This is a genomic window from Halomonas sp. B23F22_3, from assembly GCF_043496965.1.
In the GTDB taxonomy this organism is placed as follows: Bacteria; Pseudomonadota; Gammaproteobacteria; order Pseudomonadales; family Halomonadaceae; genus Halomonas.
Window position 1 is genome coordinate 435,418 of sequence record NZ_JBIEKG010000005.1, and the last position, 22,166, is coordinate 457,583.

Consider the following 22,166-nt stretch of genomic DNA (forward strand, 5'->3'; position numbering starts at 1 on the left):
GGGTCACCATTCGGCAATCGAGCCGTCTTCGTGGGTCCACACCGGGTTGCGCCAACGGTGGCCGACCCTGGCGCGCTCCTCAACGAAGGCCTCGTCGATCTCGACTCCCAGCCCCGGCCCCTCGGGAATCCCGCAGAAGCCGTCCTCGATGGCCAGTGCCGACGTGTCCACCAGATAGTCGAGTACGTCGTTGTCGCGGTTGTAGTGGATCCCCATGCTCTGCTCCTGGATGAAGGCATTGTGGCTCACCGCATCCAGGTGCAGGGAAGCGGCCAGGGTCAGGGGGCCCAGCGGACAGTGCGGCGCCAGCGCGACGTCATGACAGGAGGCCAGCGATGCGATCTTCAGCCCCTCACTGATGCCGCCGCAGTGCGACAGGTCAGGCTGGACGATATCTACCATGCCGTCGGCCAGCAGGTCCCGGAATTCGAACCGGGTATGCAGGCGCTCGCCGGTGGCGAGCGGATAGCCCAGGCCGCCGGCGATGTGCTTGAGGCTGGGCAGGTGTTCCGGTGCTACCGGCTCCTCGACGAACATCGGATGGAAGGACTCCAGCTCGCGAAGCAACGCCTTGGCCATGGGCCGATGGACCCGGCCGTGAAAGTCGATGCCGATACCCACGTCCGGCCCCACGGCGTCACGAGCCTCGGCCACCCGGGCCACGGCCTCGTCGACCTTGCGATGGGAGTCGACGATCGCCAGCTCCGGGGTGCCGTTCATCTTGAAGGCCGTAAATCCCTTGTCGACCAGCGCCCTGGCGCCAGCCCCTACATCCTGAGGACGGTCACCGCCGGTCCAGGCATACATGCGCATCCGGTCGCGGACCCTCCCCCCCAGCAGCTGGTGGACGGGCACCCCCAGGTCGCGCCCCTTGAGGTCCCACAGCGCCTGATCGATGCCGGCGATGGCGCTCATCAGGATGGGCCCCCCGCGGTAGAAGCCGGCCCGGTAGAGGGTATTCCACAGGTGCTCGATGCGGTGCGGGTCCTGGCCAACCAGGTAATCGGCGAACTCATGAACCGCCGCCTCGACGGTAGCCGCTCGACCCTCGATGACAGGCTCGCCCCAGCCGTAGGCGCCCTCGTCGGTCTCGATCTTGAGGAACAGCCACCGGGGAGGCACCTGCCAGGTCTTCAATCGGGTAATCTTCACGGTGAACCTCTCGGGAATCTAGGGAGACGCGCCGGGCGCAGCCGGCGCGAGATCACACCAGCCACATGGCCAGGTCGGGCCAGAACAGCAGCGTGAAGAGCACGCAGAGCTGCAGGGCAATGAACGGCAGCACGGCAACGAAGATGTCCTTGAGGCTGACGCTCGGCGGGGCCACCCCCTTGAGGTAGAAGGCCGCCGGGCCGAAGGGCGGCGACAGGAAGGACACCTGCATGTTCACGGCGAACAGGATGCCGAACCAGATCGGGCTGTAGCCCAGCTGCTCGACGATCGGCACGAAGATCGGTAGGGTCAGCATCGCCACGCCGATCCAGTCGAGGAACATGCCCAGCACCAGCAGGATCGCCATCATCACCAGGATGATCACGATGGGCGCCACGTCGAGGCCCATGATCATGCCCGAGATGAAGCGGTTGCCGCCCATCAGGTTGTAGACCCCGACCAGCGCCGCCGCGCCGATGCCGATCCAGATGATCATGCCGCAGGTGACCAGCGTCTGGCCGAGGCTCTCGTGCATGGTCTTCAGCGAGAACTCGCCACGCGCGACCACCGCCAGCAGCACGCCGAACACGCCCATCGCCGCCGCCTCGGTGACCGAGGCCACGCCGCCGTAGATCGAGCCCAGCACCAGTACCGCGATCAGCCCCGGGACGATGATCGCCTTGAGGGCCTGGCCGCGGTTGGCGAAGCCTTCCTCGCGGTCGGCGTCGGTCATCGGCGGGCCCATCTCGGGGTTCTTCAGGCAGCGCACCAGCACGTAGCCGATGTAGGAGAGCATCAGGATCACCGCCGGGGTGATCGCTGCGGTGAACAGGTCGGCAATCGACTCTGAGGCGATCAGGCCGTAGATGATCAGCACGATGGACGGCGGCATCATGGTGCCGAGCGCCCCGCCGGCGCAGACCACGCCGATCGACAGGTGCTTGTCGTAGCCCAGGCGCAGCATCTGCGGCAGCGCCAGGATGCCCAGCAGCACGATCTCGCCGCCGATGATTCCCGACAGCGCAGCCAGGAAGAAGGCCACCACGATGGTCTGCACCGCCACGCCGCCGGGCAGCCGGCCGGCGAACACGCGCATGGCGTTGAACAGGTCCTTGGCGATCCCCGAGCGGTCGAGCAGCGAGGCCATCAGCACGAACATCGGCACCGCCACCAGCGAGTACTCGGTGACGAAGCCGTAGACCCGGCTGGTGACCAGCGGCAGGGCGTCGGGGCCGAACCAGCCGAAAGTGAAGGCGAGCGCCACCAGGCCGGTGATGAAGGCCAGCGGCAGGCCGGTGACCAGCAGCGCGAAGATCAGCCCCACCAGCAGCAGGGTTCCGTTGGCGATATCCATCAGGCGGTGCCCTCCATGTCATCGGGGTCGGGGGCCGGCTTGCCGCGCAGCGACTGCCCCAGGTGCAGCAGCGCCTGCACGCACATGATCGCCAGGGCCACCAGGATCATGCCCTTCACCAGGGCCGGGATGGGCGGGTTCCAGGCGGTGCCGGAGCGCTCCAGCTGCCACTCGCCCAGCGGATTGTGGGAGGCGTCCCAGAACATCACCGTGGCCGCGTAGGTCATCCCCAGGCAGAACAGGAAGGTCACCAGGTCATTGAAGCGGTCGAGCCACAGCTTGGCCTTGGGCCCGACGCTGTCGTAGAGCACCCGCACCCGGATATGCCTGTTGCAGGCCAGGGCCGCGGGGCCACCCAGGGCGAAGCTCACCGCCACCAGCATGACCACGCTCTCGTGGACCCAGGAGGTCGGCGAGCCGAAGGCGTAGCGCATGATGACCTCGAAGACACTGATGACCATGGCGACGAACACCAGCCAGGCCGCCAGGCGGCCACAGGCCATGACGCCGCGATCGAAGGCATTACGCACCGGGTCGGCGGGGGCAACCTCGTCAGAGGCCGAGCCGCCCTCCGGGCGACGAGACTCTCGAGTCATGAGACTTCCTCAACGAAAGGGGTGGGCCATCCGCGCGGATGGCCCGGGGCGTGACAGCCGGCCGGCGGAGTCCGCCGGCCGGGAGGCTTACAGCAGGTTGTGGTTTTCCAGGTAGGCCACCACCGACTCGTAGAACTCGGCGGTGATCTCGTTCTTCTCGGACCAGGTCTCCCACTCTTTCTTGGCGATGTTGCGGAACTTGGTGCGCTCCTCCGCCGGCAGGTCGATGATCTCGATGTCCGGGTCCTGGCGCGCTTCACGCACGGCCTCCAGGTCGCGAGTCTTGAGCTCGGCGACCATCTCGTAGGCCAGGTCGTCCACGGAGGTCTCGAGGATCGCCTGAAGATCCGCCGGCAGGCCGTCCCAGATCTCCTTGTTCAGGGAGACCGAGACCATCGGCAGGGAGTGGAAGCCGGGATACAGCGGATAGGGCGCGAACTCGTGCAGCCCCTGGGCCTGGTTGGTGGCGAACACCGTGTAGTCGGCGGCGTCGATCACGCCCTTCTCCAGGCCGGTGTAGACCTCGGAGCCCGGCAGGTTGACCGGGGTGGCGCCGGCCGCCTCGAAGATGTTGTAAACCATGCCTTCCGGGGCACGCAGCTTGAGGCCCTGCATGTCCTCGACCGAGCGGATCGGCTTGGTGGACGGCAGCGACTCCAGGCCGGTGGCGGCGGCACCGATCAGGTGCAGGCCATAGGGCTCGACCAGCTTGTTGTAGAGCTCCTCGCCCCCGGCGTTGTTCATGTAGTCGAGGAAATCATAAGGATCGCTCCAGGCGCCGACCAGGTTGCCGATCATGCCGAAGGCCGGATCGCGCCCAGTGAAGTAGCTGGGGTCGGTCATGTGGCCCTGCAGGATGCCGGACTCGACGGCCTGCAGGGTCTGGTTGGCCTGGACCACGGCGCCCACCGGCAGGATCTCGATGGCGATGCTGCCGTCGGACATCTGCTCGACGTTGTCCGCCCAGGCCTTCTTCATCTCGAACTGCGGCTCCCCCGCGGTCTCGGAGGTCTGGAAGGTCCACTCGTACTCGGCGGCCTGGGCATTGAAGGCCATGGCGCCGAGGACGGCGACGGTCAAGGTCTTGAGAGGCGTATCGAATATCATGAAGCTTCCTTATCGCTTGTTGTTGGGACATCGAGGGTGGAAAGGGAGGGCATCAGGCCTTCCAGGCCCAGATCCCGGCCGGTGCGTTCCAGCACCGTGAGCGCCGCCGCGGCGGCCTGCTCCGGCTGACGCAGGCGAATCGCCTCCATCACCCGGCGATGGCGTTCCATGCTGTCGTTCAGCTCGTCGGCGCTGTGATTGGAGCGCTCCACCAGCAGCGCGATGGCGGGCTTGAGCACATGGCTGATCTGCGCCCAGACCAGGTTATGCGACGCCGCGAAGATGGCCTCGTGGAAAGCCACGTCGTGCTCGTCGTGGGACAGCCCCTGCCAGCGCAGGTCATCCTGCTCCAGGGCCCGGATCATGCCGTCATAGGCGGACTCGATGGCCAGCAGGTCCGCCGCGGTGGCGTTCTCGGCGGCCAGGCGGGCGACGAAGGGCTCCACGGCGACCCGGAAGGCGAAGATCTCGCGCTGGATGCGCGGGTTGGGCTCGGCGAAGCGCGCCATCCAGCCACTGACCCGCGGATCGAGCAGGTGCCACTCCTCCAGGGGGCGCACCCGGGTGCCCTGCCCCGAGATCCGGGTCAGCAGCCCCGCCGCCACCAGGGTCTGGAGGGCGCTGCGCACCGTGCTGCGGCTGACGCCGAAGCGCTCGCAGAGATCCAGCTCCTTGGGCACGAACTCGCCCGGCGCGTATTCCCCGCCAAAGATGGCCTCGGCAAGGAAGTCGGCGATGTCGGGTCGCGTCACGCGACGGGAGCTATCAGGTGCTTGGGACATGGAGAGCCTTCGCAGATCGCGGTCCTTGTCGGACCCTATGTTGTTTATGTCGGACATAGGGTCGAGCAAATTCGGACTTAATGCCTTTAGACTTTGGTCTCCCCGGGAGGGTCCGGCCTGGCGCGTGTCAGCCACCTCCACCATGACGCCTTCGCGGGGCCCCGCTGATAGGCCCTCCACGGCCGGGGCCCGGTGGGCAGGGCCACCGCTTCAGGGTATCCTCGTGGACGCCTGATCTTGTGACAGCCCGGGCCGTTGCTGGGCACCAGGCGATGACATGGCTACTCCGGCGGGAGACTCTGCATGCCCGACAAACCGATCGCGGTCTTCGGCGGCACCGGCTTTCTCGGTGACGCCATCGTTCGGGAACTGGTGGAGACCGGCCGGGCGGTGCGCATCGCCGCCCGCCATCCGGCGCTGCCCGCCTGGGCCGAAGAGGGCGACCTCATCGAGCTCGCCACCGCCGACCTGCGTGACGAGGCGAGCGTGAACGCGGCGCTGGCGGGTGCCAGCGCCGCGATCAACGCCGTCAGCCTCTACGTGGAGACGCGAGAACTAAGCTTCGAGGCGATCCACGTCGCGGGAGCCGGCCGGCTGGCCCGCCTGGCCCGGGCGGCGGACATCGCCAGGCTGGTGCAGGTCTCGGGCATCGGCGTCTCCCCCGACTCGCCCTCGGCCTATGTGCGGGCCCGGGCCCGGGGAGAGACGGCGGTGCTCGACGCCATGCCCAAGGCGATCATCGTGCGCCCCAGCGTGCTGTTCGGACCGCACGATGCCTTCCTCTCGGGCCTCGAGGGCCTTACCCGGCTGCCGGTGATTCCGCTGTTCGGCCGCGGCATGACCCGGCTGCAGCCGGTGCACGTCCATGACGTCGCCCGGGCCATCGCCCAGCTCACCGGTCGGCACGCGAGCCCGCGATGCCTCTTCGAGCTCGGCGGCCCCGAGGTGATGAGCTACCGCGAGATCCTCGAGACGCTGCTCGCCCACCTCGAGCGTTCGCGCCCCCTGGTACCGCTGCCCTTCCTGGCGTGGCGGCTCATCGCTGCCCTCGCCCACCGACTCCCCGGGGCGCCGCTGACCCTCGATCAGGTGATCCTGATGCAGGCCGACAACGTCGCCGACGAGGATGTCGGCGGCTTTCGCGACCTGAAAATCCTGCCCCACTCGCTGCGCGAGAGCCTGCCGAACTGCCTGCCGAGAGCGTCTATCCGGGACTGACCTCAGGCCTTCTTGACGAACTCCGACTTGAGCTTCATCGGCCCGATGCCGTCGATCTTGCAGTCGATGTCGTGATCCCCGTCGACCAGGCGGATGTTCTTGACCTTGGTGCCGACCTTCACCACCGAGGAGGAGCCCTTGATCTTGAGGTCCTTGATCACGGTCACGGTGTCACCGTCGGCCAGCGGGTTGCCGTTGGCATCGCGGATCACCGCCGCCTCTTCGCTCGCCGCCGCGGCGTCCTTCGACCACTCATGGCCGCACTCCGGACAGACGTACTGCATGCCGTCGTCGTAGGTGAACTCGGAGCCGCACTCGGGGCAGTTGGGCAGATCGCTCATCGAAGATGTCCTGTGCATGAAGAGAAAGGCGGCAAGCCTACACCCGGCGCCCGCGCCGCTCCAGTCGACACCTTGTCGCGGTCCCGGGCGACGATCCCCTGACCCCAAGCTCGGCCGCCCGCTCGCTGTTACCCTAGTGGGCCTTGCCACATCGCCACAGGAGGCCCCGATGACCCCACCGCGCATCACCCTCGATGTCTTCAGCGACTATGTCTGTCCGTTCTGCTACCTGGAGGCGCCGGAGCTCGATGCCCTGGCCGAGCGCTTCGCGGGCGAGGTGGCGATCCACTGGCGCGCGTTCGAGCTGCGCCCCGCGCCCGAGCCGACCCTCGACCCCGATGGCGACTACCTGCAAGATGTCTGGGAACGGGCCGTCTTCCCCATGGCGGCGGAGCGCGGCATGACCCTGCGCCTGCCCCGCCGGCAGCCTCGCTCGCGGCTCGCCCACGAGGCCAGCGCCTGGGCCGTCGATCAGGCCCATGAGCGCCCAGATGCCGGCGCGGCGATGCGCACGGCGCTGTTTCGCGGCTTCTTCGAGGAGAGCCTGGACCTGGCCGACCCCGAGACCCTAGCTGGGGTCGCCGACGACCTGGCTCTCGACGGCACGGCCCTGCACGGGGCGCTCGCCGCGGGCGACTACCGCGAGCAGGTGCTGGCCGATCAACGCCTCGCCGGGGAGCTCGGCATCGGCGGCGTGCCGGGGCTGCGCTTCTCGCTGGATGGCGAGCACGCCGGGGTACTCGAAGGCGCGCAGCCGCGGCGACAGCTGTTCCTGGCCGTGGAGCGGCTGCGCGACCTGATGGGCTGACCTTATGTGCTGACCTGATGGGCTGATCGAATGGAGTAGGGCACGCTCGGCCCCGGGCTACTTGACCTCGACCTTGCGGCGGTTGGCGCGCTTGAGCTTCGGCAGCGTCAGCTCCAGGACACCGTTCTTGAAGCTGGCCTCGGCCTTGTCGGTATCGACCTCGCCGGGCAGGGGCACGGTGCGGGTGAAGGAGCCGCGGGAGATCTCGGAGCGAAAGTACTCGCCCTCCTCCTGCTTGCTCTCCTCACGGTGGTCGCCCTTGATGGTCACCGCGCCGTCGGTCACCGAGACATCGAGCTCCTCGCGCTCGAAGCCCGGGGCCTCGGCACGCACCACCACCTCGGCGTCTCGATCGATGACATCGACCTTGGGCATGCCCTTCTCGAAGGCGGCGAAGCGCTCCCAGAGGGGATGCTCCCAGCGCGATGGCATGCGGCCCCGATCGAAGAAGCTGTCGAGCAGCCGATCGAATTCGCGAAACGGGCTCATCCCCCGGGATTCCGACGGCTGGGCAGACGACTCGCTCGAGACCGGAACCTCCTTGGGTGCTTTCTTGGCCATGACGATGACTCCTCGTGATCGAATCTTGTGGGGAGCGAGCGGGGAAGCCGGAGAGAACACGCCGGGAGTAACCGGCACGCTCGCCGGTGAGGGCTCGCCAACAATAAATATAGCCTCGCCCTGCTTCCCCGCGTTGATCCATATCAAAGGCGAATCGCCACTCCCCGGGGCCGCCATGCAGCCAGGAGCAGGCCACCAGGGAGTGCCTCCCTGGGCCCGAGGGACGGGACCCGTGGTCCGTTAGCGGGTTGCCGCGACCAGCGATGCCTGAACAGCCCCGACGACGGCGAGGCGTCGGGGCATCGGCATGACCATCAAACGGCCAGGGTTCATGGCGTTTTCGCCTTGAGGACCGATCCTGCCGAGAACGCCAGCATCAGGAAGGCGCCGCTGAAGAAGATCGTCTCGGGCGAGATCGGCTGTCGCAGCCAGAGCGCCGCCGCGATTATTGCCGTGATCGGCTCGAAGCCGTAAAGAACGCCCGCCACCCCGGGACTCAGCGACTCGCCGCCATCGCCTTGCGCCACACCGAGCTGGAGGAGCGTGTAACCCAAGCCGGTGCCCACCACGCCAGCAAGGATGACATCTCCGTTCCCGGCGGCTTCCAGCAAGGCCGAGATCGTTGTATCGGTGGTGAGCAGCGCGAGGGTGGCGGCGATGATGCACCCGTAGGCGAGGTACCAGCCAACGGAAGTCAGGTCGTCGGCAGCCTGCCAACTTCTCAGCAGCACAGGTAGCAGGCCGTAGATCGCACCACTCACCACGGCGGCCCAGAGCGTCCAGGAGACCTGTGCATGGGCGTTGTGCGCCGACAGCACCGTGGCGATCAGCGCCACCAGAACAGAGGTGAGAATGAAGACATGCTCGAGGCGCAGACGCCCGGAGGTCTCCACCAGGAAACCGACGACCGCAGACGTGCCGACCAGGGTGATGATCACGGGGGTCACGTCGTTGGTCTCGAGCGCCAGGCTGTACAGGAAAATGGTCGCCCACCCGATGAGCAGGCCGTTACGCAGTAGCGCGAGATGGTCCCGAGGGGTTCGCCGGCCAGACGCCCTGCCGCGTTGCATGCGACAGACGCCCATGACGGCCACGGCGCCCAGAAGAGGCGCCCGGTGACGAGTTCGGAAGTACTGAGACCGCGAGCAAATGCCTCTTCGGTTGGCACGACCACGAGCCCGATCATCGCGGCGCCCAGCGCGAAGAAGACGGCGCGCGGCAATGGAAGTCTCATTGGGCACAGTGTATGCGGAGGAATGGCCCGGAAAGACGGCGAGTCGACAAGATGAAGGTCCTGGCAGCGTCTGTCCGCGTAGACAGGAAGGGCGTCATACCGGGCGCACGCGCCCTGGCGGCTGGAGACCCTGCGCCGGGCATGCCCGAACGAGCGGCCGCGATTTCCCGGGCATCCTGCTGGACGGCATCGAGGCATCACCCCGGAAGCAGCTCCTCCCAAGCTAGCAGCACCCGGCCGACTTGACCCGGATCAAGAGCGTCTGGCCCTGCCCTGACGGGCAGGTGCTACTCGCCGATGTCCTCGTGCCACAGCGCGGGCGAGGCCGCGATGAAGGCCTCCATGAGCGCGATGCACTCGGGATCCTGCCACACCTCCACTTCGACGCCGCGCTCCCTGAGCAGCGCCTCCTCGCCCAGGAAGCTGCGGTTCTCGCCGATCACCACCCTGGGGATGCCGTAAAGCAGGATGGCACCGCTGCACATCGCGCAGGGCGAGAGCGTGGTGTATAGCGTGCTCTCGCGGTAGACCTCGGCGGGATGGCGCCCGGCATTCTCCAGGGCATCCATCTCGCCATGCAGCACCGCGCTGCCCAGCTGTACGCGGCGATTGCGGCCGCGGCCGATGATGACACCGCGATGCACCAGTACCGAGCCGATGGGGATGCCGCCCTCGTCGAGCCCCTGACGGGCCTCCTCGAGCGCGGCCTGCATGAAGTGTTTCATTGGCGGACTTCCTGCTGGCTGCTGGATGACAATGTGCACCAGCCTACGTCGCCCGACCGAGAACGCGCCAGCCTGATGCCGGTCGGCCAGGCGACCGGCCGTTGCGGGATAGCCGAGATGGCGACGGCCGCCGCCTAGCATTCCTCGGCCCGAGCGGCGACACTTCCGCCCCCTAAGCGTCGCGAACCTCCCCCGTCACGGCCCCACGCCAAACATCGCCCGTGCCAGATGGCCGGTGAAGAAGGCCAGCCCCGCTGCGGCCCCTCCGATCAGCAGGGTCCGCAGCCCCGACGTCAGCACCGGCTGGTGATAGACGAGGCTCTTGCCCATGCCGATCAGGAAGAACATCAGCCCGGCCACTGCCAGACTCGCCAGAAATTGCCGTGTGGGTTCCAGCCCCGGCAGGGCATAGGGCAGCAGCGGCATGGCGCCCACCACCAGGAAGGCCAGAAAGGTAGCCAACGCCGAGCGCAACGGGCTGAGTCCCACGGTCTGCAGACCATGCTCCTCGGACACCATGGTCTCCACCCAGGTCTCGCGATTACTGCAGATGGTCTCCACCACCCGCTCCAGGGTCTCCCCCGCGAACCCCTTGCGCCGGAAGATCTGGCGGATCTCCTCGCGCTCCCCTTCCGGCACCAGGTCGATATGGTGATGCTCGGTGCGACGCACGCCGTCGACATGCTCGCGCTGGGCCTGGATCGCCTCGTAGTTGCTGATCGCCATGCTGAAACCGTCCGCGAGCAGGTTGGCGACCCCCAGCACCAGCGCGACCGTGGAGGAAAATCCCGCGCCGAAGGCCCCGGTGACCACGGCGAAGGTGGTGACGCAGCCGTCGATACCGCCGAGGATGGCATCGGGCAGGTGCCGGTGCCGGGAAGGGGCTCGCAGCCGCCGCTCGATCACCTCCGGTCGATGCTCCTGCTCCAGCGCCTCCCGCCTCCGATCACTCATGGACCACCCCGCGCGTCTTTCATCCTGCTCCAAGCTTGGCACAGCCGGCCTGGGACAGTTGAAGGCCCGGCCCCGACGGCCCGCTCCGAGGGAGGCACCATAACCGACCGTGCAACACGGCCTGGCAAGGCCACCGCGAGGTGATCGTCGACGTCCGGGAGCGCAACAGCGCTTGACCCACCGGTGGTCGACAGTCGCAGAATACGAGATGCCCTCGAGGAGCCAACTCATGCCACTACTCGACGCCATCCTGGCCGTTGCCCTTTCCGCCGCGCCCTGGCTGCTGCTGGGACTGGTGATGGCCGGGCTGATCAAGGCGCTGGTCTCCGAGGCCGTGCTCACGCGCTGGGTCGGCGGACGCGGGCTGGGCAGCATCGCGCGGGCCGCGGTGATCGGCGCCCCCTTGCCACTCTGCTCCTGCGGGGCCATTCCCACGGCCCTGGCCATGTATCGAGGCGGCGCCTCCCGCGGCCCCGCCACCGCCTTCCTGATCGGCACGCCGGGCATCGGGGTGGACTCCCTGGCCATCACCTATGCCCTGCTCGGCCCCTTCATGGCCGCGGCCCGAGCGATATGCGCGGTCTTCACCGCCATCGTCACCGGCCTGCTGGTGGGGCGCACGGTGCCGGCGGTCGAGCAGGCCCCTGCCAAGGCCGAGCCCGGTTGCGGCGGCTGCTGCGACGGTGGCCAGGCCGAGCCGGCGGCGCTCGAGGCGTCCCCCGGGCTCGCTGCCAGGCTGGCCGGCGGGCTGCGCTATGCCTTCACCGACATTCTGGACGACATCAGCCTCTGGCTGCTGGCGGGGCTGCTGGTCGCCGGCGTCCTCATCGCCCTGGCCCCGCCCGAGCAGCTTGCCGTGCTGGGCAGCGGCCCGGTCGCCATGCTGGTGATGGCGATGATCGGCATCCCGCTCTACCTGTGCGCCACCGCCGCCACCCCCATCGCCGCCGGGCTGCTGCTGGCGGGCGTCTCGCCCGGCACCGTGCTGGTCTTCCTGATCGCCGCACCGGTCACCAGCCTGGCCACGCTGGGCGTCTTCCGCCGCGAGATGGGCAACCGGGCACTGCTGGCCTATCTCGCCGGCATCCTGGTGAGCGCCATCGCGCTGGGGCTCGGGGTGGATGCCCTGGCCGGCTGGTGGCAACTGGACATCGCCCGGCAGATCGAGGAGGTCGGCGAACTGCTGCCCGGCTGGGTCGAATGGCTGGGACTTAGCGTGCTGATCCTGCTGGCCGTGAAGCCGCTGCGCCGCTCACTTGCCGGCCATCTGCTCCACCACGCCTGAGGCGGCGAAGCCCGCCATGGCCCCGACAAGGCATGACGGGCCACGCCGCTCCCCGTGAGAAGCGCACCACATCGACGGAACGACGAGGAGACCCCATGACCGATCGCCAGCCACATCCCCGCATCCTGGTCTTCGCCGGCAGCACCCGCGCCGGCTCGTACAACAAGCTGCTGGCCCGCCAGGCCGCCGAGAGCATCGAGCGGGCGGGCGGACGCCCCACCTTCATCGACCTGCGTGACCATCCGATGCCGCTCTACGACGGCGATCTGGAAGCCGAGCAGGGCCTGCCCGAGAACGCCCTGGTGCTGCGTCGCGGCCTGGCCGAGCACGATGGCCTGCTGATCGCCTCGCCGGAGTACAACGGCTTCATCACCCCGCTGCTCAAGAACACCATCGACTGGCTGACGCGCCCCCACGAGGGTGAGAGCGGCCTGGACCTCTTCGCGGGCAAGCTGGCCGGCGTGGTCTCCGCCTCCCCAGGAGGACTCGGCGGCCTACGCAGCCTGATGCTGACCCGCCAGTTGCTCACCAACATCGGCGTGACCGTGCTGCCCGATCAGCTCGCCGTGGCCAGGGCCGCCAAGGCCTTCGACGATCAGGGCCGGCTCGGCGACGAACAGCAGCAGAAGCTCGACGGCCTGTGCCAGCGGCTGGTCGACACCCTGCACCGACTGAGGAGCTGAACGAACGGCTTGAACGAGAGCGCCGCCTGAACGCCTCGGCCGAGGCGCTGAGCGGCCGTCGAGGATCGCCGCGCATCTCGAGTCCGGCGCCCTAGCTTTATCATGACAGGAGCCGATGGGCTCGCTGCCATGGGCAGACGAACGGCTGATTTTCACCGATCAGGCGGCGCTTTTGGGCGCCGTCATGCCGCGACGCAAACGCCGGGCCCTATACTGATAGGGCCAGCGCCAAGGCGCCCGCGACGGCGATCCGAAGGCCAGCGCCAAGAACCTCGGCTGTCATGTCAATCAGACCCTCCTTCTTCACGCGACCCTCTCCAGCTCAGCCCGCCTTGACGACCGGCACCCCGGTTGTCCGCCATGGCACGTCCGCCTTCGACCGGCGAGCCCTGCGATGATGGACACTCACGGGTCGGCCCGATAGTTGGCGCCCGACCGACCCGACAGCGTCAGCGCCATGACACGACACGACGAGGCGTCCCATGAAACTCACGACACTGACGGCCATCCTGGTGATCAGCCTGGGCTCCGTGAGTGCTTCCCTGGCGGGTGATTCGACGTATCTAGAAGAGCGCAGTGCGCGCCTGCATCAGGGAATCGCCGACACGAGCCAGGCAGCGGGCCAAGGGATGATGGGTACCGACCGTATCCAGACCCGGGAGCTCCAGCAGACCTTCCAGAGGGGCCAGCAACCCCGCCAGCAGGAGCGCTGGTGGAAGTAACGTCGGCAGCCAAGCAGAACCTGTCTCGCTGACCCATGACCGTGCACAGACGAGAGCGAGGCTCAAGCCGGTCACGACCGCCCGTTCGATACGGCTTCAGGCGAGACACTCTGCCCCTCCCCCGACACAGGCCAGGCCCCGCGAGGAGCCTGGCCTGCCTGCGTAGAGGCCTGCCTGCCATGACAGCCTCGACTCGACGAGGGATACTGAGCGTATCGCCCACCACCCCAGGGTCATCGAGCCTCATGACGACCGAGACACCGCGACGCGGGCGAAGCCGCCTGAAGAACGGCCTGCAGACCCTGCTGATCATGAGCGGATTGGGGCTGGTGCTGGCGGTACCCGGCTATCTGCTGGCCGGTGGTCTCGGCCTGCTGATGAGCCTCGGCGCGGCGGTGGTAGGATCGCTGGCCGGCAGCTGGGTGCCGGCTCGCGTCATCCTCTCCGAGGCCGGCGCCGGCCTGGTCGAGCGCCATCAGGCGCCGACCCTCTATCGACTGCTCGACGCCCTCTACCAGCGGGCCGGGCTCGCCGCCGCCCCCCAGCTCTTCTACGCGCCATCCCCCGATCTCAACGCCTTCGCGGTGGGCTCTCGCCACGATGGCGGCATCGCCGTCACCGCCGGTCTGCTGCGCACCCTGACCATGCGCGAGCTGGCCGGGGTGCTGGCCCATGAGGTCAGCCACCTGCGCCATGGCGATACCCGCGTGATGTCGATGGCCGCGGCCATGACGCGCCTGACGCTCTTTCTGACCACCGTGCTGCAGGTCGGCCTGCTGCTGATGCTGCCGATGATCCTCGCCGGCGAGCTGCGCCTGCCCTGGGGAGTACTGCTGATCGTGGCCTTCTCGCCCACCCTCAGCACCCTGCTGCAGCTGGCCCTCTCGCGACACCGCGAGTACGCCGCCGACCAGGAGGCCGCGAGCCTGACCGGCGATCCCCAGGCCCTGGCCTCGGCCCTGGCCGTGCTGGAGCGTCATCACGGCCGCTGGCTGTTGACGCTCTTCGGCCGCCAACCGCCGGCGGGCCCCGAGTGGCTGCGCACCCACCCCTCGACCCGCGAGCGCATCCGTCGGCTGCTGGCGGCCGAGGTGCCCGCGGGTCAGGCGAAGCCTTCGCTGCTCGGCGACCCGGCTCACTCCCCGATGATCAACGAGCCTCCTGGCCCCCTCGGCCGGCGCTACTGGCTGCGACGCTGAGTTGCGCGCCCGTGGGACGAGGCCGCATCCTGTGGATCAAAGGCTCACCGCCAACATCATCACCTCCTCCCTGACCCGAGCCATCGAGAGAGAAGCCCCATGAGCGATCCCCAAGCCCCCTGGACCCAGGCCATGCCCGAGGCACAGTTCGACCTGATGCGGCGCATCCTCGCCGCCCCGAGCCCCGTGGGGCTCGAAGGCGCGATGACCTACGGCGTGCTGAAGCCCCACTTCGAGGCCGTCACCCCCGCCCACTGGCGACTGCAGCAGTTCAAGGGCCATGCCGGCGTGGTGCTCGATACCCATCCGGGTCGCGACGACCTGTTCAAGGTGATGATCATCGGCCATGCCGACAAGATCCGCATGCAGGTGCGCTCCATCGGCGAGGACGGCAAGATCTGGATCAACACCGACTCCTTCCTGCCGGGCGTGCTGATCGGCCACGAGGTCACGCTGTTCAGCGAGGATCCCGAGGCGCCGGGCCACTATCGGCGCCTCGAGGGCGGCACCGTGGAGGCGCTGGGCGCCATTCACTTCTCCGACCCGGCGCAGCGCTCCGGCGAGAAGGGCATCAAGAAGGAGCAGATCTACCTCGACCTGCAGATCCACGGCGAGAACAAGAAGCAGCAGGTCGAGAACCTCGGCGTGCGCCCCGGCGATGCCATCCTGCTGAATCGCCCGATCCGCCCGGGCTTCAGCCCGGACACCTTCTACGGCGCCTACCTGGATAACGGCCTGGGCTGCTTCGTCACCGCCGAGGTGGCGAGGCTGATCGCCGAGGCGGGCGGCACCGAGCAGGTGCGCGTGCTGTTCGCGATCGCCAGCTACGAGGAGATCGGCCGCTTCGGCAGTCGGGTGCTGGCCGGTGAGCTGCGCCCCGACGCCGTCATCGCCGTGGACGTGAACCACGACTACGTGGCCGCCCCCGGCATCGGCGATCGGCGCATGCAGCCGCTGGAGATGGGCAAGGGCTTCACCATGTCGGTGGGCGCCATCGCCAGCGAACAGCTCAACCGGATCGTCGAGACCACCGCCCGGGAGCGGGGCATTCCCATGCAGCGCGACATCGTGGGGCCCGACACCGGCACCGACGGCATGGCCGGGGTGCTCGCCGCCGTGGACTGCGTCGCCACCTCGATCGGCTTCCCGATCCGCAACATGCACACCATCTCCGAGACCGGCTACACCAAAGACGTGCTGGCCGCGATCCATGCCATCACCCACACCGTCCAGGCCCTGGATGCCCTGCCGGATCCGCATCGCGAGTTCCTCGACCACCACCCTCGCCTGGACCAGGCGGGCCCGCTGGGGCATCAGGGTGGTGCCAAGCCCGAGGCGTCCAGGGAGAGTGACGACGCCAGTTAGGCCCGCGCACCGCGACCGGTCCCCCGGGCGGACCCGAGGGGCCGGCGCCTAGGGGGCGGCGCCGCGCAGCTGCTCGAACTCCTCGTCGCTGACCTCGTGGCGCTCGGCGTCGAGGATCTTGCCGCCCATCGCGGCGATGGAGCGGGTGAAGTCAATCAGCGCATCGGGACTGTGGGCGACGCGGCGCCGGTTGCGGAAGTGCACCAGGATGGAGAGGCCGTCGACCACCGGATGCTGGCCCTCCTCGTGCAGGGGAGGCAGCGCGCCGGGCGGTGTGCTGTTGGCGATCATCATGCGATAGCCGGTGCGCGGCGGATGGATGTTGTAGACCCGCTGCCTGGCGTCATAGACCGCCCCGGCCTCCTCCAGCCGGCGGCGGATACGGCGATTGGTGTCGAGTCCGGGCCAATCGAGGACCACGAACAGGCACTGCCGGACCTCGCCCTCCGCGGCGACACGAAAGCGCCGCGCCACCTGCTCCGGCTCGGGTGCCGCCGAGGCGCGAGGCGCCGGTGCCGGCGAAGCGGGGGGCCCGGCAGAGGGCGCGGGCGCCGGCGTCTCGGGGGCGGTCTCGACGGGGTCAGTCTCGGCGGTAGCCTCGGGGCGGCGGTCGCGGCGCAGACGCCAGAGCACGCCCACGGTCGCCAGCCCCATGGTCAGGGCCACGCCGGCCAGCAGCACGGCTCCGTTCGTCATGTCCATCTCGCTTCGCCCTCATGCAGTGCATCGTCGACCTTAAACAAGAACATGGCGATGCAGTGCGCACAAGGCGCTCATACCGAGATCAACCGCACGGAACCCTCGCTTTTCGTCGCTTTGCCCGACCGTCTCGTGTCGGGCCCCCCTGTCGATGCCAAAGAAGAGCGGCGTGGGCTACGGCCAGGCCGTCAACACCCGCTCGAGGGCCGGCGCCAGCAGCGGCGCCAGGGCGATGGCGTTGCTCGAATGTGCGATGGCGTCGGTGCTCCACACCTCCCCCACCCCGGCGGCCTCGATCACCGCCAGGGCATCGCCGACGAAGAGCGCATGGGTGACGGCCACGTCCACCGAGGCCGCCCCGGCATCGAGCAATGCCTCGGCGGCGCGGGCGAGGGTATGGCCGGAGCTCGCCACGTCGTCCATCAGCACCACCTGGCGGCCGGCCACGTCGAGCGCCGGCAGCGTGATCGCCACGTCCCGGTCGCCATGGCGGGTCTTGTGGCAGACCCCGACCTCGAACCCGGTCGCGGCGGCCGCACTCTGCACCCACTGGCGCGCCTCGTCGTCGGGGCCGACCAGCAGCGGGGTCGAGCGCTTCGTGGCGATCAGCTCGGCGAGGCGCGGCGCGCCGGAGAGCGCGACGGAATGCTCGAGAGGAATTGCCTGGTCGAGGCGCTCGATGCGGTGCAGGTGGGGGTCGACGGTGATCACCGCGTCGAACAGCTCGGCGAGGAAGTGACCGATCAGCGGCTGGCTGACCACCTCGCCGGGATGAAAGGCGATGTCCTGGCGCATGTAGGCGAGATAGGGCGCCACCAGCACCAGCCGGCGCACGCCCTGGGCCCGGGCATGGCGGGCGATCAGCAGCAGCTCGACGAGCTTGTCGTTGGGCCGGTCGAGGCTGCGATAGATCACCAGGGTCTCGGGGAAGGCCGCGGCATCGGCAAGGGGCAGCGTCAGGCGCAGCTCCTCGTCGGGGAAGCGGTGGCGCTCGATGGCGGCGGCCGTCAGCCCCGCGGCCTCGGCCAGCCGGCAGGCGGCAGCGGCCTCGTCGTCGCAGTAGAGCAGCACGGGCGTCATCAGCCCTCCACGTTGAGTCGGGTGATCTGATCGGGCTGACCGATGGCGAAGCCGCTGTCGCGCTCGCTGGCCTGGCGGGAGAAGGTCAGCTCGTTGGGGTAGGCGGCGTAGACGCGATAGATCGGCTGGCCGGCCTCGACCGCATCGCCGATCCGCGCCAGCACGTCGACCCCGGCGCCCACCGCCCGCGGCGCCCCGGCGAGCCGGGCGATACGCGCCAGCTGTAGGTTGTCGATGGCGGTCACCACGCCGTCGGAGCGAGCGGTCACTTCCAGGCAGTGCGGCGCCAGCGGCGGATGCTCGGGATCGAAGGGCGTGGCACCCTGGGCCGCGATGATGGCCTGCATCTTCTCATGGGCTCGGCCCGAGTCGAGGATGTCCCGCGCCAGGCCGAAGCCGTCGCCGCCGCGCACGTCCGGATCGAATTCCAGCATCCGCCCGGCCAGGCGCAGGGCCTTCTGGCGCAGGTCCATGGGCGCTTCGGGATGGTTGGTGAGCACTCGCATTACGTCCCGGGCCTCCAGCACGGGGCCGATGCCCTGCCCCACCGGCTGGCTGCCGTCGGTGATCACCACGTCCAGGGTCAGGCCCATGCGCCCGGCCACGAACTCGAAGAGCTTGCGCAGCCGGCGCGCCTCGGGCATCGAGCGCACCTTGGCGTGGGGGCCGATGGGGATGTCGAGCAGCAGGTGGGTGGAGCCGGCGGCGACCTTCTTGGAGAGGATCGAGGCGACCATCTGCCCCGGCGAGTCGATGGAGAGCGGGCGCTCCACCGAGATCAGCACGTCGTCAGCCGGCGAGAGCTGGCTGGTACCGCCCCAGGCTAGGCAGCCACGGTGAGTGCGCACTAGCTGACCCAGCTCCTCGAAGGGCAGGTCGACCTTGGCCAGCACTTCCATGGTATCGGCGGTGCCCGAGGGCGAGGTGATGGCGCGGGAGGAGGTCTTGGGGCACAGCAGGCCGTGGGCGGCGACGATCGGCACCACCAGCATCGAGGTGCGGTTGCCGGGAATGCCGCCGATGCAGTGCTTGTCGACCACCGGATACTCGTGCCAGTCGAGCCGGCGCCCCACCCGGCTCATGGCATCGCTCAGGTAGAACACCTCCTCGCGGTCGAGCTCGTTGCGATCACAGGCCACCACGAAGGCGGTCAGTTCGATCTTCGAATAGCGCCGCTCGGCGATGTCCTGAACGATCTGGACAAAATCGTCGCGGGTCAGGCGCTCGCCGGCGATCTTGCGGTGCAGGGCGGGAATCGAGGGCGGCGGCTCGGCCTGCAGGATGCTCACCGGATGGCCCTCGGCCACCCCCAAGGTAGCGAAGGCATCCTCGGAGAGCCCCAGCTCCCCGCAGGAGACGATCGAGGCGTCGTCCACCACGTTGAGCGAGGCGAGGATGCGCTGGCCGTTGGCACGCACCTCTACCTTGGCCAGCGCCTGGAAGCCCTCGGCGCGGTAGCGGTCGCACTCCCGGTGCATGTAGGCCACGTTCTCACGATAGGTATCGATGCCGACGCGTGTCAGCTTGAGCGGTGAGAGGTGATCCTGAGCGGACGCCGCCTCGGCGGCGAGGGATCGGGTCATCGTGTCGTCCTTGCGGGGTGACGGGCTGGCGCCGCGCCCGGGACGTGCGGCTGGGTCACCCGAATGAGAGATGGCTTCATCCTAGCAGCGCCCCGGGGCAGCGTCATCGCGGCGCGGCGGACGCACCGAGGCTCCTCTTCCAGGCTCAACCCCCTTTCTTGCCAAGCCCACACCGTGGGCTAGCTTGAGGGAGTGGGCGTGCGACACGGCGTCGAGGTGATGCACCAGCGAGCCCCCTGCCACTCACCGATCACCGCCCCCAGGAATCGAGGTCGCATTGGACGCACTCAGACGATACGCGCACACCCGTTGGTTCTTCATTCGAAGCCGTTCACGCTGGGCCCTTGCGGGATGCTGCCTGCTGCTGTTGGCCTGGAGCGCCATCGGCCAAGCCGCCTCGCCGCGGATGGCCAGCGAGCCCATGGGCTATGCGCCGGAGGGCAGTTGCGCGGGCTGCCATCAGGAAGAAACGCTCGCCTGGCGGGATTCCGATCACGGCTGGGCCATGCGCGAGGCCACGCCGGACAACGTGCTCGGCGACTTTGCCGGTGCCCGCTTCGAGGAGGGAGAGGTCGAGGCGCGCTTTCATCGGGAGGCGGAGCGCTTCCTCGTGACCCTCGCGGGCCCCGGCGAGCCCGAGACCACCCGCGAGATCGCCTACACCTTCGGCTATTTTCCGCTTCAGCAGTACCTGATCGAGATGCCGGGCGGCCGACTGCAGAGCCTGACCATCGCCTGGGACTCACGCGCCGCGGAGGACGGCGGGCAACGCTGGTTCTCCCTCTACCCGGGGCGGACCTTCACCCCCGACGACCCGCTGCACTGGCAGGGGCGCTACCAGAACTGGAACGCCATGTGCGCCGACTGCCACTCCACCAACCTGCAGAAGGGCTATGACCCGGTGGAGGACGTCTTCGACACCACCTGGCACGAGCAGAACGTCGGCTGTCAGAGCTGTCACGGCCCTAGCCAGGCACATCTCGACTGGGTTGAGATAGGGTCCCCCCGAACCGATGACACCTCGACGCCCACCGACAACGCGAGCAACACGGACATGGGGCTCGGCGTGGACCTCGGCGACATGTCGGGCCAGGCACTCGTTGGGCAGTGCGCGCGTTGTCACAGCCGCCGCCAGATGCTGGGCGTGGGCCCGGCACATGGCCAGCCCCTGCTCGAAAGCGCCCTGCCCAGCCTGCTGACGGAGGGGCTCTACCACGCCGATGGCCAGATCCAGGGTGAGGTCTACGTCTATGGCTCCTTCGCCCAGAGCAAGATGTATCAGGCCGGGGTGAGCTGCACGGACTGTCACGATCCACACACCAACCGCCTGCGCCTCGAAGGCAATGCGGTCTGCACCCAGTGCCACAATGCCGCTCCTCCCTCTCGGTTTCCCGGCATCACGCCGGCCGACTACGACAGCGTCGACCATCACCATCACTCCTCCGGCAGCGAAGGCGCGCAGTGCGTGAGCTGCCACATGCCCGAGACCACCTACATGGTGGTCGACCCCCGGCGAGACCACAGCTTCCGCGTGCCGCGCCCCGACCTCAACGAGGCCACGGGCAGCCCGGATGCCTGTACCCGCTGCCACGACGACATGGCCCCCGAACGCGCGGCCACGAGCCTCGCCACCTGGTTCGGCGATCTCGCCCGTGCCGAGCGCGGCAACACGCATTACGGCGAGATCCTCGCCGCCGCCCGTCAGGGCCGCGATGACGCCCTGCCTGACCTGCAGCGGCTGGCGGCCGACCAGGGCACGCCGGAGATCGTACGTGCCACGGCGGTCGATGCGCTGGCCGACGTCGGCGTGCCGGCGCTGCCTACCCTGGAGGCCGCCCTGCAGGACCCGGGCGGCCTGGTGCGTGCCGCCGGCGTCCCGGCCTTCGCCCGGGCTCCCGATGCGGCCAAGGTGGCGCTGCTGCTGCCGCTTCTGGATGATCCGCTGCTGGCGGTCCGCGACGAGGTCGTGAAGGCGCTGGCCGGCACCTCGATGATGAGGGTGCCCGAGGCACGGCGTGATGACCTCTTGCAGGCGCGGCGCGATGTCGAGCGTCGCCTGAGGGAGAACGCCGACCTGCCGGGGAATCGCCTGAACCTGGCCGTGCTGCTCAGCCGGACGGGCAAGGAGGACGAGGCCATCGAGCACTACCGAGCGGCGCTCGCGATGGATCCCTATTTCCTGCCCGCGCGTGGCAACCTGGTCACGCTGCTCTCGCAGCGGGGCGAGGGCCAGGAGGCACGACGGGTGCTGGAAGAGGGCCTGTCGCGGACCGACATGCCCACGCCCGATCGCGCCCACCTGGCCTACCTGCTCGCCCTGTCGCTTGCCGAAGCGCAACGCTTCGACGAGGCCCTGAGCTGGCTGGACCGTGCCGCCGAATGGCGCCCCAAGCACGTGCGCACCCACTACAATCGCGCCCTGCTGCTCGATCGCCTGGGTCGAAAACCGCAGGCGCTGGCGGCCCTGGAACGCGGGCTCAGCCTGGCGCCAGAGGCGCCGGACCTGCTCTATGCCGCGGTCTACCTGAATGCCGCCGCGGGCAATATCCCCCAGGCGCTGTCGCATCTGGAGCGGCTGCGCCGACTTCAGCCCGACGATCCTCGCCTGCAACGCCTGGAGCAGCAGCTGAAAGGCCAGTAACGCCCCGGCCGCGTTCGGCGCGTCGTCATGGCGGCTCGCCGGACGCGCCGAGTCCTCGCCAGGCCCGTGACGGTGGG

Annotated in this window: 21 protein-coding genes; 8 read left to right on the forward strand and 13 right to left on the reverse strand. The window is 68.7% G+C overall.

Going from position 1 to position 22,166, the window contains the following annotated elements; genetic code table 11:
* Positions 1 to 3: 3 nt before the first annotated feature.
* The 5 genes from dgoD to ACGTNG_RS14120 all read right to left on the reverse strand — a co-directional run bounded on the left by dgoD (position 4) and on the right by ACGTNG_RS14120 (position 4,991).
* Positions 4 to 1,152: a galactonate dehydratase gene (dgoD, locus tag ACGTNG_RS14100; protein WP_394797151.1), complete on the reverse strand. Its 1,149-nt coding sequence runs from the start codon at positions 1,150 to 1,152 to the stop codon at positions 4 to 6.
* A 52-nt stretch (positions 1,153 to 1,204) separates the two neighbouring features.
* Positions 1,205 to 2,506, reverse strand: coding sequence for a TRAP transporter large permease (locus tag ACGTNG_RS14105; protein ID WP_394797152.1), 1,302 nt, complete (start codon positions 2,504 to 2,506; stop codon positions 1,205 to 1,207).
* On the reverse strand, positions 2,506 to 3,102 hold the full coding sequence (locus ACGTNG_RS14110) for a TRAP transporter small permease subunit (protein ID WP_394797153.1): 597 nt from the start codon (positions 3,100 to 3,102) through the stop codon (positions 2,506 to 2,508). The genes ACGTNG_RS14105 and ACGTNG_RS14110 overlap by 1 nt, the downstream gene beginning before the upstream one ends.
* A gap of 87 nt (positions 3,103 to 3,189) precedes the next feature.
* Complete coding sequence (locus tag ACGTNG_RS14115; RefSeq protein WP_394797154.1) at positions 3,190 to 4,209, reverse strand: TRAP transporter substrate-binding protein; 1,020 nt, start codon at positions 4,207 to 4,209, stop codon at positions 3,190 to 3,192.
* Positions 4,206 to 4,991 (reverse strand): FadR/GntR family transcriptional regulator, encoded by a 786-nt coding sequence (locus tag ACGTNG_RS14120; RefSeq protein WP_394797155.1) that lies wholly within the window; start codon positions 4,989 to 4,991, stop codon positions 4,206 to 4,208. Before ACGTNG_RS14120 ends, ACGTNG_RS14115 begins: the two co-directional genes overlap by 4 nt.
* Positions 4,992 to 5,294: 303 nt before the next feature.
* Here ACGTNG_RS14120 and ACGTNG_RS14125 point away from each other — a divergent pair, with 303 nt between their 5' ends.
* Positions 5,295 to 6,209: a complex I NDUFA9 subunit family protein gene (locus ACGTNG_RS14125; protein WP_394797156.1), complete on the forward strand. Its 915-nt coding sequence runs from the start codon at positions 5,295 to 5,297 to the stop codon at positions 6,207 to 6,209.
* Positions 6,210 to 6,211: 2 nt separating this feature from the next.
* On the opposite strand, the gene ACGTNG_RS14130 is transcribed toward ACGTNG_RS14125, so the two are convergent.
* Entirely contained in the window at positions 6,212 to 6,550 is a 339-nt protein-coding gene (locus ACGTNG_RS14130) for a zinc ribbon domain-containing protein YjdM (RefSeq protein ID WP_394797157.1), read from the reverse strand.
* A gap of 169 nt (positions 6,551 to 6,719) precedes the next feature.
* On the opposite strand from ACGTNG_RS14130, the gene ACGTNG_RS14135 reads away from it, so the two are divergent.
* Positions 6,720 to 7,358: a DsbA family oxidoreductase gene (locus ACGTNG_RS14135; RefSeq protein WP_394797158.1), complete on the forward strand. Its 639-nt coding sequence runs from the start codon at positions 6,720 to 6,722 to the stop codon at positions 7,356 to 7,358.
* Between the two features lie 57 nt (positions 7,359 to 7,415).
* Here ACGTNG_RS14135 and ACGTNG_RS14140 read toward each other — a convergent pair whose 3' ends face one another.
* The 4 genes from ACGTNG_RS14140 to ACGTNG_RS14155 form a co-directional block, all read right to left on the reverse strand.
* Positions 7,416 to 7,919, reverse strand: coding sequence for an Hsp20/alpha crystallin family protein (locus ACGTNG_RS14140; protein ID WP_394797159.1), 504 nt, complete (start codon positions 7,917 to 7,919; stop codon positions 7,416 to 7,418).
* A 329-nt stretch (positions 7,920 to 8,248) separates the two neighbouring features.
* Positions 8,249 to 8,857: an EamA family transporter gene (locus tag ACGTNG_RS14145; RefSeq protein ID WP_394797160.1), complete on the reverse strand. Its 609-nt coding sequence runs from the start codon at positions 8,855 to 8,857 to the stop codon at positions 8,249 to 8,251.
* 583 nt (positions 8,858 to 9,440) lie between these two features.
* Positions 9,441 to 9,878: a nucleoside deaminase gene (locus ACGTNG_RS14150; RefSeq protein WP_394797161.1), complete on the reverse strand. Its 438-nt coding sequence runs from the start codon at positions 9,876 to 9,878 to the stop codon at positions 9,441 to 9,443.
* A gap of 195 nt (positions 9,879 to 10,073) precedes the next feature.
* On the reverse strand, positions 10,074 to 10,832 hold the full coding sequence (locus tag ACGTNG_RS14155; protein ID WP_394797162.1) for a VIT1/CCC1 transporter family protein: 759 nt from the start codon (positions 10,830 to 10,832) through the stop codon (positions 10,074 to 10,076).
* A 229-nt stretch (positions 10,833 to 11,061) separates the two neighbouring features.
* Between ACGTNG_RS14155 and ACGTNG_RS14160 the strand changes: the two genes are divergently transcribed.
* The 5 genes from ACGTNG_RS14160 to ACGTNG_RS14180 all read left to right on the forward strand — a co-directional run bounded on the left by ACGTNG_RS14160 (position 11,062) and on the right by ACGTNG_RS14180 (position 16,086).
* Entirely contained in the window at positions 11,062 to 12,117 is a 1,056-nt protein-coding gene (locus ACGTNG_RS14160; RefSeq protein ID WP_394797163.1) for an SO_0444 family Cu/Zn efflux transporter, read from the forward strand.
* A gap of 95 nt (positions 12,118 to 12,212) precedes the next feature.
* A complete protein-coding gene (locus ACGTNG_RS14165) occupies positions 12,213 to 12,800 on the forward strand; it encodes an NADPH-dependent FMN reductase (protein ID WP_394797164.1) in 588 nt (195 codons plus the stop codon).
* Between the two features lie 482 nt (positions 12,801 to 13,282).
* Positions 13,283 to 13,522, forward strand: a complete 240-nt coding sequence (locus ACGTNG_RS14170) for a hypothetical protein (RefSeq protein ID WP_394797165.1) — start codon at positions 13,283 to 13,285, stop codon at positions 13,520 to 13,522.
* A gap of 245 nt (positions 13,523 to 13,767) precedes the next feature.
* Positions 13,768 to 14,721 (forward strand): zinc metalloprotease HtpX, encoded by a 954-nt coding sequence (locus ACGTNG_RS14175; protein WP_394797166.1) that lies wholly within the window; start codon positions 13,768 to 13,770, stop codon positions 14,719 to 14,721.
* 99 nt (positions 14,722 to 14,820) lie between these two features.
* The gene (locus ACGTNG_RS14180; RefSeq protein WP_394797167.1) at positions 14,821 to 16,086 is read left to right on the forward strand and encodes a M20/M25/M40 family metallo-hydrolase; all 1,266 of its coding nucleotides are present in this window, start codon (positions 14,821 to 14,823) and stop codon (positions 16,084 to 16,086) included.
* Positions 16,087 to 16,134: 48 nt separating this feature from the next.
* Here the strand turns inward: ACGTNG_RS14180 and ACGTNG_RS14185 are convergent, their stop codons facing one another.
* The 3 genes from ACGTNG_RS14185 to ACGTNG_RS14195 all read right to left on the reverse strand — a co-directional run bounded on the left by ACGTNG_RS14185 (position 16,135) and on the right by ACGTNG_RS14195 (position 19,448).
* Positions 16,135 to 16,782: a hypothetical protein gene (locus ACGTNG_RS14185; protein ID WP_394797168.1), complete on the reverse strand. Its 648-nt coding sequence runs from the start codon at positions 16,780 to 16,782 to the stop codon at positions 16,135 to 16,137.
* A gap of 177 nt (positions 16,783 to 16,959) precedes the next feature.
* Entirely contained in the window at positions 16,960 to 17,865 is a 906-nt protein-coding gene (locus tag ACGTNG_RS14190) for a ribose-phosphate diphosphokinase (RefSeq protein WP_394797169.1), read from the reverse strand.
* Entirely contained in the window at positions 17,865 to 19,448 is a 1,584-nt protein-coding gene (locus ACGTNG_RS14195; RefSeq protein WP_394797170.1) for a thymidine phosphorylase family protein, read from the reverse strand. The genes ACGTNG_RS14190 and ACGTNG_RS14195 overlap by 1 nt, the downstream gene beginning before the upstream one ends.
* A gap of 367 nt (positions 19,449 to 19,815) precedes the next feature.
* Here ACGTNG_RS14195 and ACGTNG_RS14200 point away from each other — a divergent pair, with 367 nt between their 5' ends.
* A complete protein-coding gene (locus ACGTNG_RS14200) occupies positions 19,816 to 22,089 on the forward strand; it encodes a tetratricopeptide repeat protein (protein WP_394797171.1) in 2,274 nt (757 codons plus the stop codon).
* Positions 22,090 to 22,166: the final 77 nt, after the last annotated feature.

Excerpts from the sequence above, each read along its gene's own strand:
- ACGTNG_RS14175 (WP_394797166.1), top strand. The coding sequence starts at position 13,768 with ATGACGACCGAGACACCGCGACGCGGGCGAAGCCGCCTGAAGAACGGC.
- ACGTNG_RS14150 (WP_394797161.1), bottom strand. The coding sequence starts at position 9,878 with ATGAAACACTTCATGCAGGCCGCGCTCGAGGAGGCCCGTCAGGGGCTC.
- ACGTNG_RS14190 (WP_394797169.1), bottom strand. The coding sequence starts at position 17,865 with ATGACGCCCGTGCTGCTCTACTGCGACGACGAGGCCGCTGCCGCCTGC.
- ACGTNG_RS14180 (WP_394797167.1), top strand. The coding sequence starts at position 14,821 with ATGAGCGATCCCCAAGCCCCCTGGACCCAGGCCATGCCCGAGGCACAG.
- ACGTNG_RS14160 (WP_394797163.1), top strand. The coding sequence starts at position 11,062 with ATGCCACTACTCGACGCCATCCTGGCCGTTGCCCTTTCCGCCGCGCCC.
- ACGTNG_RS14185 (WP_394797168.1), bottom strand. The coding sequence starts at position 16,782 with ATGACGAACGGAGCCGTGCTGCTGGCCGGCGTGGCCCTGACCATGGGG.
- ACGTNG_RS14105 (WP_394797152.1), bottom strand. The coding sequence starts at position 2,506 with ATGGATATCGCCAACGGAACCCTGCTGCTGGTGGGGCTGATCTTCGCG.
- ACGTNG_RS14170 (WP_394797165.1), top strand. The coding sequence starts at position 13,283 with ATGAAACTCACGACACTGACGGCCATCCTGGTGATCAGCCTGGGCTCC.
- ACGTNG_RS14120 (WP_394797155.1), bottom strand. The coding sequence starts at position 4,991 with ATGTCCCAAGCACCTGATAGCTCCCGTCGCGTGACGCGACCCGACATC.
- ACGTNG_RS14110 (WP_394797153.1), bottom strand. The coding sequence starts at position 3,102 with ATGACTCGAGAGTCTCGTCGCCCGGAGGGCGGCTCGGCCTCTGACGAG.
- ACGTNG_RS14165 (WP_394797164.1), top strand. The coding sequence starts at position 12,213 with ATGACCGATCGCCAGCCACATCCCCGCATCCTGGTCTTCGCCGGCAGC.
- ACGTNG_RS14115 (WP_394797154.1), bottom strand. The coding sequence starts at position 4,209 with ATGATATTCGATACGCCTCTCAAGACCTTGACCGTCGCCGTCCTCGGC.
- ACGTNG_RS14195 (WP_394797170.1), bottom strand. The coding sequence starts at position 19,448 with ATGACCCGATCCCTCGCCGCCGAGGCGGCGTCCGCTCAGGATCACCTC.
- ACGTNG_RS14125 (WP_394797156.1), top strand. The coding sequence starts at position 5,295 with ATGCCCGACAAACCGATCGCGGTCTTCGGCGGCACCGGCTTTCTCGGT.
- ACGTNG_RS14155 (WP_394797162.1), bottom strand. The coding sequence starts at position 10,832 with ATGAGTGATCGGAGGCGGGAGGCGCTGGAGCAGGAGCATCGACCGGAG.
- ACGTNG_RS14130 (WP_394797157.1), bottom strand. The coding sequence starts at position 6,550 with ATGAGCGATCTGCCCAACTGCCCCGAGTGCGGCTCCGAGTTCACCTAC.
- ACGTNG_RS14140 (WP_394797159.1), bottom strand. The coding sequence starts at position 7,919 with ATGGCCAAGAAAGCACCCAAGGAGGTTCCGGTCTCGAGCGAGTCGTCT.
- ACGTNG_RS14135 (WP_394797158.1), top strand. The coding sequence starts at position 6,720 with ATGACCCCACCGCGCATCACCCTCGATGTCTTCAGCGACTATGTCTGT.